General features: G+C 46.2%; 8 protein-coding genes. 6 read left to right on the top strand and 2 right to left on the bottom strand.

Annotation, left to right across the window (positions count from 1 at the left end; genetic code table 11):
* Positions 1–139 precede the first annotated feature (139 nt).
* Complete coding sequence (locus tag J2736_RS20970; RefSeq protein WP_310500527.1) at positions 140–682, top strand: hemerythrin domain-containing protein; 543 nt, start codon at positions 140–142, stop codon at positions 680–682.
* A 247-nt stretch (positions 683–929) separates the two neighbouring features.
* On the opposite strand, the gene trhO is transcribed toward J2736_RS20970, so the two are convergent.
* On the bottom strand, positions 930–1,835 hold the full coding sequence (gene trhO, locus J2736_RS20965) for an oxygen-dependent tRNA uridine(34) hydroxylase TrhO (protein ID WP_310500526.1): 906 nt from the start codon (positions 1,833–1,835) through the stop codon (positions 930–932).
* Positions 1,836–1,917: 82 nt separating this feature from the next.
* Positions 1,918–5,709, bottom strand: a complete 3,792-nt coding sequence (locus J2736_RS20960; RefSeq protein ID WP_310500525.1) for a response regulator — start codon at positions 5,707–5,709, stop codon at positions 1,918–1,920.
* A 160-nt stretch (positions 5,710–5,869) separates the two neighbouring features.
* On the opposite strand from J2736_RS20960, the gene J2736_RS20955 reads away from it, so the two are divergent.
* The 5 genes from J2736_RS20955 (at position 5,870) to J2736_RS20935 (ending at position 11,510) form a co-directional block, all read left to right on the top strand.
* The gene (locus J2736_RS20955) at positions 5,870–7,573 is read left to right on the top strand and encodes a methyl-accepting chemotaxis protein (protein ID WP_310500524.1); all 1,704 of its coding nucleotides are present in this window, start codon (positions 5,870–5,872) and stop codon (positions 7,571–7,573) included.
* A 111-nt stretch (positions 7,574–7,684) separates the two neighbouring features.
* Positions 7,685–8,803 carry a stalk domain-containing protein gene (locus tag J2736_RS20950; RefSeq protein WP_310500523.1) on the top strand — a complete coding sequence of 373 codons (1,119 nt, stop codon included), beginning with the start codon at positions 7,685–7,687 and terminating at the stop codon, positions 8,801–8,803.
* 138 nt (positions 8,804–8,941) lie between these two features.
* Complete coding sequence (locus J2736_RS20945) at positions 8,942–9,262, top strand: SPW repeat domain-containing protein (protein ID WP_310500522.1); 321 nt, start codon at positions 8,942–8,944, stop codon at positions 9,260–9,262.
* Between the two features lie 190 nt (positions 9,263–9,452).
* On the top strand, positions 9,453–10,001 hold the full coding sequence (locus J2736_RS20940) for a cysteine hydrolase family protein (protein ID WP_310500521.1): 549 nt from the start codon (positions 9,453–9,455) through the stop codon (positions 9,999–10,001).
* Positions 10,002–10,040: 39 nt separating this feature from the next.
* Positions 10,041–11,510 carry a nicotinate phosphoribosyltransferase gene (locus J2736_RS20935; RefSeq protein WP_397341212.1) on the top strand — a complete coding sequence of 490 codons (1,470 nt, stop codon included), beginning with the start codon at positions 10,041–10,043 and terminating at the stop codon, positions 11,508–11,510.
* Positions 11,511–11,690: the final 180 nt, after the last annotated feature.

Genomic DNA, 11,690 nt, shown 5'->3' with positions numbered 1-11,690 from the left:
AGACATTCTTTCGCATGATAACAGCCCCATGCCGCATACAATGATAATGCGGTATGGGGTTTTTGCTGTGCGCATGAATAGATGCAGCTATCTACTTACGAAGAAAGTTTTCATATGAAAACTCGGAGGAGGATGTCGAATGAGTGACCGTTTGAGCATTCAAACGAATCGGGCAAATAATGTAAATCCTAGTGAATTTAGAATGCTAGCCCAGCGTTTGAAGGAGGAGCATGTGCAAATGCGTGAGCAGCTCTCCGATATTCGAACGTTAGCTGCAGCTTTGTACACCCTTGATGATTGCTCAATTGGAATGTGTCGTCTGATCGAACTTCAGGATGGCATTCTATCCTTGGTGGAGGAGTTGGAGCAGCATTCGGAATGGGAAGAGCAAGTCTTATTCCCGAGCCTGCAAACTTATTTACATCCGACGATGGCTATCTCGGTGTCGCGGTCCATGCATGTGTTGGAGCAGGATCATGATTTGGCCAAAAAAGTCGTACAGTCATACGTCAACGGTGTCAATGCCATGAGCGTCCCAATCGATATGGACTTCGTCCATGTCATGGCCTCTGAGCTGCTGACAGCCTGTCTCATTCTGCTGAAGCATTTCACATTGGAAGAGGAGCTTGTCTACCCCTTAATTGATCGAATTATGGATGGGATAGAGGATCAGACTGGCTAGAGGCAGGCACGATTGCATTCGCAGCCACTTGTATAGTTAACTGTAAAACTTACAGCTATTTCGGGTCGATTCGCCTGATTTAAGCGAATAACTGTAAAAACTCCAGCTAATTTCAGCCCTTTGACCGCTTATCGCGAAAAAGGTGAAATTTAACTGGAGTTTTTCCATGTATATGGCTTGTTCAGCTGATTGTTGCGAAATTAGCTGTAGGTTTGCCAGCTAAACGCGACTGGTGGTGTTCAGGCTACTAAGCCTCCAACGAGCTCAACGTTTTCTCCTCGCATTCCTTGGAACAGAAGCTGTCATGCTCCTCTTCACAAGCCTCGCAGCAAACATGTTTCAAGTGGCAAAGGTCGTTCGCACAGTTAATATAGCGATCCTCTGCGGTGCCGCAGTGATAACATTTGCCGACAACGATGTCCTCGTCAGTTCGGTTAATCGGTACGGAGATGCGCTCATCGAATACATAGCATTTCCCGTCGAATAAACGACCTTGGACCTCTTCGTCTTTGCCGTAGGTGACGATCCCGCCATCGAGCTGATACACGTCGGTGAAGCCTTCGTTAATCAAGAAACCAGATAATTTCTCACAACGGATGCCGCCTGTGCAGTAAGTGAGGATGGGTTTGTTTTTATACTCCTGCAGATTGTTGCGAATCCACTCCGGGAATTCCTTGGTCGTCTCGACTTCAGGGCGAATAGCACCACGGAAATGTCCGATATCGTACTCATAATGATTACGGCCATCAAGGACGATGACATCTTCATTTTGGAGCTTCTCATAAAATTCCTTCGGCTTCAAATGCGTCCCTGTCAGCTCATTCGGATTCACGTCTTCTTCAAGACGGAAGGTAACCAGTTCCTTCTTCGGACGGACAAATAGCTTTTTGAAGGCATGTCCTTCGTGCTCGTCGATCTTGTAAACCATATCTTTAAACAATGGCATGAGATTCATCATGGCCATGTAGGCTTCCGTTTGCTCTACGGTCCCGGAAAGAGTACCGTTAATCCCTTCAGGAGCAATCAGAATGCGTCCTTTTACACCGAGCTTTTTGCAATAAGCCAGATGTTCTCGCGCCAATGCTTCATGATCAGCTACAGCAACGAATTTATAGTACAACAAGATGCGATATGGAGCGCCATGTTCAGTCATAACAATTTAACCACCTATACGTATAAAATGACACGCTCTTAAAGGGAGCATACGCATATAGTGACATAAATTCACGTTTTTTTCAATCAAGTAACAATTTTTGGATCGTTTGATAAACAGCCTGCAGCTCTAACGTTAACGTTTGAAGTAATTGCATCATGCCAGCTACGTCTCGATCTGCTGCTTGCAGCCCCGCTTGTGCCTTCACAACATCCTCCAAATGGCTTGCCGCGGCAAACACAAGATAAGCCGATAGGTTGCTGGAAGAACCTCGAATACCATGAAGTAAATCAAGCGCTCGTTCGAGATTTTGCGTCTCGATAGCCACTTGCAATTGCGCCATAATGGGGTTGGTCTGAGTTTGGAATTTGCGGAGCATTTCACGATAAATCTCGGTTTTTCCTCCAATGCGTTGGAGCGCCTCTGCGATATGAAGATGTGGCAGGGTCCTCTCCTCCTTATGCAGCTGGAGTGTGGTCTCGATGGCAGCTTGCAGCCGTTCTGGAATGATGGGCTTAGAGATCATCTCACTCATGCCTGCCTCCAAGCAGGCCATCCGATTATCCAGCGTTGAATCAGCTGTAATGGCAATGATCGGAATGTGAGCCCACTTCGGTTCATTTCGTATAAGCTTGGTTGTTTCAATGCCATCTAGCTCAGGCAAATGGATATCCATCAGGATTAAATCATAGGTATGTTTCTCCAAATCATGTAAAGCTTCGAATCCATTTCCAGCTAATTGGATGTGACAATGCATCATGTTCTCCAGTAAGGAGCGTGCTACGGTTTGGTTAATCTCGTTATCCTCGACAATTAGAATGCGCAGCGGAACTTCGTCCGTGAAGACCGGCTTGCTGGTCAACTCCGGCGCACTCACTTGAGGAGGCTTCTCCTTCATAAGAGTGGGAACAGACTCCCTATCCGCATGAAGCGCAGCAAGTGTCCTGTACAACAGACTTCGCGAGATAGGCTTAACCAGAATGGCATCGGGCGATGAGTCAATTGGAAGTTGCTCAAGCGCATCTCTTCCCGATAAGGAGGTGTAAACAATCGTCGAGATCCCTTGTCTTTTGCAGGAGCTCAGCATAGTTAACCACACCTCTTCTCCATACATATCATCTGCTTCCATATCCAACAGCAAAATATCGAACGCAATATGATCAAGGAGTTGAAGAGCCTCTTTCCACGAGTAGACACCTGCTGCATCCATGCACATGGATTGAAGGTTCTGGACAAGCACCTGGTTGAGCGCTGGATGATCTTCGACGACAAGCGTAGTAAGCGGTAATGGCAAGTAGACATGCTGTGTTGGTAAATACAAGGTAAAGGTGAGAAGGACAAGAAATTCACTCCCCACACCTTGTGTGCTGGAGACGGAGATCGAACCCCCCATATTTTCAATAATATTTTTGGAAATGACCAGTCCAAGCCCAGTCCCGCCATATTTACGGCTCGTGACTTCGTCACCTTGGATAAAAGGTTGAAACAAATTAGCTAACTGCTTCTCGTCCATGCCGATGCCAGTGTCCGTGACTGCGAAGCGGAGCGTCACTTCATTCTCGACAATCTGATCAATTCGCACCCGAAGTGTGACGGTTCCCTGCTCGGTGAATTTAATCGCATTGCTGGAGAGATTCAGAAGCACTTGATAGAGCCGTAGGGAATCCCCAATCAATCCAACCGGAACTTGATCAGGAATATCGCAAATGAAATCTACAGGTTTATGCCCTAGCAGTACACTCAGCGTTTCACACACACGATCAATGGTCTCATCGAGCTGGAAAGGGTGATGTTCAATCACAAGTTTATCTACTTCCAGTTTAGAGAAATCTAGAATGTCGTTGATGATATGGGAAAGAGAGCGCGCGGAACGCGAAATTTTGCGCATATAATCGGTTTGCAATTCGGTCATCGGGGTTTTCTCCAGCAAGTGAGAAAGTCCCACGATCCCATTAAGCGGCGTACGTATTTCATGGCTCATCCGGGCAAGGAACACGCCTTTGGCCAAGTTGGCATCATCCGCTTCTTGTTTGGCTAGGATAAGCGCCTCCTTGGCGTTGACTTGATCTGTAATATCTCTCGTGATCGCCGAGAAATACAGCTCACCGTTATTGAGGGGAAAGTGAGGAACAATGACGAGCGAAACGATGATATTGTGATGTTTCTTGGTCCTAACTTCAGCTTCGAATTCCCAGAATCCCTCGCGGATTGCAGTTTGAAGTCCTTCCTCAAAATTAATGTCATTCAGAATTTCCACAAACTCATGGAAATGCGCGCGCGTATAGTTGGCCCCCTCTAAGCCCATGGAATGGATGCCGGCAGGATTGATATAGAAGATGTAACCGTCTTGATCAAAAGTCAGAATGGCATCCCGTGCACTCTCAACAATCGTGAACAGCCGTTCCTTGGTCTCATTACTTTCCTTAATATCACTGATATCGCGCGCAATGAGCACATACCCTTTCAGTTCGCCATTCGGATGTGTGATGCAGCTAACACTCGCCTGTACATAGAGTCGGGTTCCATCTTTGTGATACCAAGTCCACTCCAAATCCTCCTTCAGATGTCGTAAAGATCGAATCACAAGTGTCGTACAGTCCGCGGGAATCATCTCGCCGAGTTCAGCCGAATATTGAATCGCACGTTCACGTAGCTGTTGTTGATCTAACCAGATTAGGGGTGAGGCAATTTTATGTACTTCTTCTAATGAATACCCAAGCATCTGCGTAGCTCTGCTATTGAGGTGGTTAATCATGAAATTCGGATCCAACACGATCATGGCATATTGATTATGACGAATAAAAGCTTCAAAGGGCTCGAAGAGTTCACGGATATTTTCCATCATTCCGTTGACAGAAAGGGCGAGTGCGCCTAATTCATCTTTACTTGTAAACACGATGGGCCTCGTGTGGAAGTTCCCAGCCGCAACGGCCTCCGTGACTTGGAGGATTTGTTTAATTCTTTTGATAATCAGCTGATTCGTTGTGAAGTAAATAAGCATGTAAATGATCACAGCGGCCATCGCGATTAATCCCACCGTCCACCACAGTAGAGCGCTCGTAGGGGCTTCGATATCCTTGATCGGCATGGAATAAGCAAGAAACCAATCGAGATGGGGAATACGAGCGTAGAACCATCTGATCTTATTACCCGTGATAACGGATTCGTCAACAAAGCCAATTCTATCGCGTACAGCTTGTTGAAAAGCGGGTCTAAGTTCCGGGAAATCGTTCAAAATATTCAACTTAAGAATAGCGTTAGGATCGGTATCATAAATAATGAGTCCTTCCCGGTTGACGATTAACAGATCTCCGTTGTTCAACGGAGCAAGGAGATGTTCATGAAATAAAGGTGCTGCTTCTAATGAAACATCAATAAGACTGACGACCTTTTGTTGATCATCAAAGATGGGCGCCGTAATAGAGATAACGTAAATGCCCTTCATTTTGCTTAGATGCGGATCGGAAATATAGGTTTTTCCATGCAGAGCTTGCTGAAAGCGAAGCTCATCGGCGATGGAAATCTTTGTGCCGGATGTAAATTCCATATTACCTGCCAAATCGACAATAGCCATAGCATGGTAGTGATTTCGATCTGATTGTAGTTCATGTCTCAAGAAATTCAGGCGCTCGGCTTGTGTACCTTGTTTCATAATACTTACACGACTGATGAGCTCGACCTCTGCCAATCGAATAGACAAGAAATCATACAAGTTCCGAGCGGAATTCGAGACTGAACTAAGGGATTGCTCGTTCATTTTCTGCAATAGCTTATTGCTTGAAAGTTTATAGTTGGTAAACCCTACCACGGCGAGGGAGATGGATGTAATGAGAACAAGCCAGGCAACGAGTTTGAAACGCAAAGATGATGACATGAACAGCCTCCTGATGCAATCAAATTGTTAAAAAACCTCATAGTTTAAACATGTTTAGAACAGAAGAAACTTAATGAATTTAATCTATGATATATCCAACAGGGGAAAGACGTATACACAAGCCCTTAGGAATTACACATTTAATAGGGGGAAATAGGTCATGCAAATGAACGTTCGCACCAAATTAATCATGGTATTTGCAATTATTTTAATCATGGTAGGGGCAATAAGCTGGACAGATATGAGTAGAATGGGAGCCCTGAAAGAAAGCAATCGAACGCTTGTACAGAACTGGATGAAGGGCATTGAAACGATCGAGGAGATTCATTACAACTCGGAACATTTGCTAACGGTGTATTATAAAAAAAAGCTGGAGCCTGATGTGACGAAGCATGCGCCAATGGACGCTGATCTAAATGCAACCATTACACAAATCGACAACTTGTTAGGAAAATATAAGGAAACTGTTGCAAATACAGAAGATATTACCCTCGCAGATGAGCTTTCAGAGAAGTGGGACAGCTTCAAGAAAGCGTTTCTAGCCAATAAGCAATTAGCGAGTGATCCGACGAGCAAAGCTGCGCAAGATAGCCTGACAGCTATGTCAACTGCTTTTGCGGCGGCACAAAAGACAATGTCAGATATGGTCATCTACAATCAACAAGGTGGAATACTAGCTGAGGCGAATAGCCAGAAAGTGTACAGAGAAAGTGTAACGATGTCAGTCACGGTGCTGTCTGTCATCATCTTATTCATGATCGCAACCTGCTACGTGCTCGTTCGCATCATTTCGGTTCCTGTACGCAAAGCCTCATTAGCACTAAATCGTATTGCGAATGGTGATCTAACGGTTGAGCCGATTAGGGTTACCAATAAAGATGAAATTGGGCAGCTCGTTGGGGCTGTGAATCAAATGGTGAATCATCTGCGTCATTCTGTTGAACAAATGCAGCTAGCTTCAACAAGCGTTGCAGCCTCGTCCCAGCAGCTATTCGCCAGCGCTGAGCAGAATACCTCAGCTTCGCAGCATGTTGCGGTATCGGTGCAGGATTTTGCCAATGGCGCAGATACACAAGCCCAAAGCTCTGTTGAATGTGGGAGAGCGATGGAGGAAATGGCAGCAGGGATCTCGCGTATTGCAGAAACGACCTCCGATGTATCCGAGTTGTCTATGACGGCTACGAACATTGCTGAACAAGGTACGCATGCTATGGGTCGTGTTGTGAATAAAATGCAAGCAGTCAGCACCTCGGTTGATGCAGCGAATCAGGTCATTCAAGAGCTCGAGAAACATTCCCAAAGCATCGGCCAAATTACCACTTTAATCGGAAATATTGCTTCGCAAACGAATTTACTTGCGCTGAATGCCGCGATTGAAGCTGCGCGTGCAGGTGAAAGTGGCAAAGGTTTTGCGGTGGTTGCTGGGGAGGTTCGCAAGTTGTCTTCACAAACCGATGATTCTGTTCGCGAAATCTCTGATCTGATTAGTTCGATTCAACGGGACTCAGCGCTGGCTGTAGGCGTAATGAACAAGGGCAGAACGGAAGTGCAAGAAGGACTTCATGAGGTCGGTATTGCTGAGCAAGCGTTCGGTCAAATCGTACAAGCATCGCAAGAAGTAGCGAGCAAAATTCAAGAAACAGCGGCAGCTGCTGAACAGATGGCTGCAAGTTCAGAAGAAGTGGCAGCGACAGTAGCACAAGTAGGTTTCGTTGCACAGCAAACCTCAGGTACAGCGCAATCTGTCGCAGCAGTGACGGAGGAGCAACTCGCCTCTGCTGAAGAAATCACAGCCTCTGCCAAAAATCTTTCTGGCATTGCCACAGATCTGAATCAAGTAGTAGGTACGTTCCGACTCACTTAATTGTGAACAAATTGCGTCTGTCGGACTTTTTCGCAAGCTGGTACGTCTTAGTTATCGTGAAGGTTAGAACAAACGTTACAAACACGATAACTCAGAAGGAGTGAATAGGAAATGAAAAGAAATCCATGGAACATGTTGAAAATCGGTGTTGTTGGTTGTGCGGTGCTTGTAGGTGTAAGTGCTTCGGCATGGACCGTTTCTGGTGTTGCTTCGGCAGATACGGTTACAGGCATATCAGCAACAACATCATCTACACCATCAGCACCAGTGGTCATTAAAGAAGTGGTGTTAACGTCCAAGAGCACGGATTTAACGACGAATATTAAAGTTCCTCAACTGACAGGTATGCTTGATACGAAATATCAAGATGAACTGAACGACATCATCCTTTCACATGCGAATAAAGATTTAGCGAACTGGGAGAAGACAGCTTCGGAGGATGCAGAAGCAGCCAAAGAAAAGGGATATACATACCGCCCGTATGAGCTTACAATTGTCTACACATTAAAATCAGATGGCACAAGAAATCCTTCAGGCGTTGTTTCCCTCACCGTTACTACGTACGGACAAACGGGTGGTACAGGGATGCCGAGAGTGGATACCTATAATGTGTTGAATGCGGCAGCTGCGCAACGTGTAACGCTTCTGGATCTACTCGGCACGGATTACAAGGCAACGATCGATGCAGGTGTTATTGCCAAAATCGACGAGAATCCGCAATATTTCTTTAAGGATCAATTTAAAGGCATTAGCGCAGATCAAGGCTTTTTTGTAGAAAAAGGGGATGCAGTTATGGTGTTCCCGAAATACGCGATCGCAGCTGGTGTGGCAGGAAGTCCAGAATTCCGCTTTAGCTTGCCTAACAATTTGGTCATCCAACCGAATCCTACTCCGCTGCCTGACAAAGTGAAAGTGGAATTGGGAACGGGTGATGTCGAACAGAATGCAGATGGCGTTTCCCTTGTTCCTTTCCGTAAAGTAGCAGAAGGTCTGGGTTACACGGTGAAATGGAATCAAGAAACGTATGCTGCTGAACTCTCGAAAGGCGCGCAGTGGACGAGTGTGAGTGTGGGGAAAGATAGCTATTTCTTTGCCAAAATGGCACCAGTTGCGCTAGGAGCGGCTCCGGTCATTCTCAACGATACGCTTTATGTGCCTACTAAATTCGTGTCTGACATTCTAAAGGCCGAAGTGACAATTGATTCTAAAGGGATTCATATCGAACAATAACCGAATAAATAACAGGAATATTCAGTAAAAATATGCCTTCAGTTGCCGATTCAGGTGATCTGAAGGCTTTTCGACTAACACGTTACTGAAAGCGTTTGCATATACTGTAACATCCCGCATGTAGGAGGTGTGATCGGTATGTATCTCAAAAATAGTTTATCAGCACTCATGGGTCTTTGGTTTTTGATGACTCCTTGGGTGTTTGGATTTGGAGATGTAACGAATGCGCTTTTCACCTGTGCTCTGTTCGGAAGTCTGCAATTTGTAAGTTCGATGTTAGCTTTAGGAAAAACAGGAAAACATATGTGGCAGAACTGGGTTTGTGTGGCCACAGGCACTGTATTCATTGTATTTCCTAATGTCTTCCATTTATCTTTCATGGCGTTTTTCTCATTCGTTGCCCTTGGATTTATGACGATTCTCATTAATTACGCCAACCTATATCCGGACTCCCAATAACGACAAAAATACCTATTGATAATTCGAATCAAACATGTCATAATGATAATATCAAAATGAATTAATGAAATGAATGACTCCGTTTGCGATCAAGCGCCTCAGCTGTCATTATGAAGTTAGGCTTCTCTTTTTGCTGATTGATAAAGTCATTATAATAATATTAGATATACAATATAAGGAGTTGAGGTATATGAAAGCTTTTATTGTGATTGATTATACGGTGGATTTTGTAATTGGAAAGCTGCCTTGCGGCGATCCTGCGGTTGCCATTGAGGCGCGGATTTGCAAGCTTGCTAATCGCTTTCTTGCCCATCAGGATTTTGTTGTGATGGCTGTAGATTTGCATGAGGAAGGAGATCCGTTTCACCCGGAAACGGCCTTGTTTCCACCCCACAATATACGTGATACCGAGGGTAGAGAGCTTTTTGGCGAGTTAAAAGAAGTGCATGAAGCGCATAGATCAGATATCTATTGGATGGACAAAACGAGATACAGTGCTTTTTGCGGGACAGATTTGGAGCTGCAGCTTAGAGCTAGAGGTATTCAGGAGCTTCATCTCGTGGGCGTGTGTACAGATATTTGTGTCTTACATACAGCGGTGGATGCGTATAATAAAGGTTTTTCCCTGATCATCCATGAGGATGCGGTCGCTAGCTTTGATGCAGTAGGTCATGACTGGGCATTGCGTCATTTTACTAGTACACTAGGGGCTAAGGTTGTTCGGGATTGGAAAAATTAAGGGAAGAAGCATTAGATGAGCTAATGCGCGATGGAAAGGATGAATACAATGAAATGGCACGCCATGGATGCGGTGACTAACTTAACATTACACACGGATAAATATCAGATTAATATGATGTATGCCCACTGGTTAAAAGGGACACATACAGAGAGGGCTGTGTTTGAGGTGTATTTCCGCAAGCTGCCATTTGACGGAGGATATGCCGTCTCCGCTGGGCTGGAACGAGTCATTCATTACGTGCAAAACCTGCATTTCGGTGAGGAAGAAATCGCTTATTTGCGTGAGCAAGAGGAGAACTATAAGGAAGAGTTCCTGGATGAACTTCGTGCTTTTACCTTCAATGGGGATATTCAAGCCGTACCCGAGGGAACACTTGTTTTTCCGAATGTGCCGCTTGTACGTGTGGTTGGCCGTATTTTTGAAGCACAGCTCGTGGAGACGGCGATTCTCAACTTCGTAAATTTCCAGACGCTCATTGCGACAAAAGCCTCGCGTATGAAAGGCGTTGCTCCACACGATGTGCTGATGGAGTTCGGCACACGCCGCGCCCAAGAGGCTGACGCCGCCATTTGGGGCGCAAGAGCCGCTTATATCGCGGGGTTCCACGCGACATCCAACTTGCGAGCCGGGATGCTGTTCGGCATCCCGACGAAAGGCACCCACGCGCACGCATGGGTGCAGGCCCACGACACGGAGGCGGAAGCCTTCCGTGCGTATGCTGAGGCCCTGCCCGAGCAGGTGACGCTGCTCGTGGACACCTACGACACGCTGCGCAGCGGCGTGCCGAACGCTATTGCTACGGCGCGGCTGCTCGCGAGCCGCGGCAAGCGCTTGAACGCCATTCGCCTCGACAGCGGCGATTTGGCGTACTTATCCCAGCAGGCGCGGCGCATGCTGGATGAGGCGGGCTTTCCGGAGGTGAAGATTGTGGCATCCAATGACTTGGATGAGCACATCATCGCCGGGCTGAAAGCCCAGGGGGCTAAGATCGACAGCTGGGGCATCGGGACCCAGCTGATTACAGCGGCAGACCAGCCCGCGCTGGGCGGGGTGTATAAGCTCGTTGCCCGTGAGAAGGACGGCACGCTGGTGCCGGTCATTAAGATATCGGGCAACCCGGAGAAAGTGACGAATCCAGGCTTCAAGGAAGCCTACCGGATTATGAATAAGGCGACGGGCAAAGCAGAGGCTGATTATTTGGCTTTACAAGATGAGGTGGATATTCGGGAAGGACAGCGAATCAAGTTGTTCGACCCCATCCATCCGTATCTGTTCAAATTTATTGAGGATTATGAGGCGATTCCGTTGTTGAAACCGATTTTCGAGGGTGGCAAGCTAGTCTATGAGCTTCCTACCTTGGAAAGGATTCGCGATTATCATGCTGAGCAAATGCAGACCGTTTGGCCGCAATATCTACGGATGCTAAATCCTGAAGGTTATCGTGTCAATTTGAGTACTGCGTTATGGCAGTTGAAAATGGATCTAATCCACGCTCATCAAAACTAAGCAGATCGTTAATGAACTGCTGGTGTCCGTCTCATTTTCGCACAAATTGTGCTATATCCGACTTCGATGGTATGATTAATGGGAGCTACACGGTAAAGATGCGCTCATACTAATCTTATTCCGATGGAGGTTGTTAGCATTGTCAACACAATCGAATCAAGCATTCACAGCTGGAGTTAC

The organism is Paenibacillus qinlingensis (assembly GCF_031455095.1).
GTDB lineage: Bacteria > Bacillota > Bacilli > Paenibacillales > NBRC-103111 > Paenibacillus_E > Paenibacillus_E qinlingensis_A.
Note: the sequence above shows the minus strand (reverse complement) of the source record. Positions and strands in the feature narration are given on the sequence as shown.

Excerpts from the sequence above, each read along its gene's own strand:
- J2736_RS20970 (WP_310500527.1), top strand. The coding sequence starts at position 140 with ATGAGTGACCGTTTGAGCATTCAAACGAATCGGGCAAATAATGTAAAT.
- trhO (WP_310500526.1), bottom strand. The coding sequence starts at position 1,835 with ATGACTGAACATGGCGCTCCATATCGCATCTTGTTGTACTATAAATTC.
- J2736_RS20960 (WP_310500525.1), bottom strand. The coding sequence starts at position 5,709 with ATGTCATCATCTTTGCGTTTCAAACTCGTTGCCTGGCTTGTTCTCATT.
- J2736_RS20955 (WP_310500524.1), top strand. The coding sequence starts at position 5,870 with ATGCAAATGAACGTTCGCACCAAATTAATCATGGTATTTGCAATTATT.
- J2736_RS20950 (WP_310500523.1), top strand. The coding sequence starts at position 7,685 with ATGAAAAGAAATCCATGGAACATGTTGAAAATCGGTGTTGTTGGTTGT.
- J2736_RS20945 (WP_310500522.1), top strand. The coding sequence starts at position 8,942 with ATGTATCTCAAAAATAGTTTATCAGCACTCATGGGTCTTTGGTTTTTG.
- J2736_RS20940 (WP_310500521.1), top strand. The coding sequence starts at position 9,453 with ATGAAAGCTTTTATTGTGATTGATTATACGGTGGATTTTGTAATTGGA.
- J2736_RS20935 (WP_397341212.1), top strand. The coding sequence starts at position 10,041 with ATGAATACAATGAAATGGCACGCCATGGATGCGGTGACTAACTTAACA.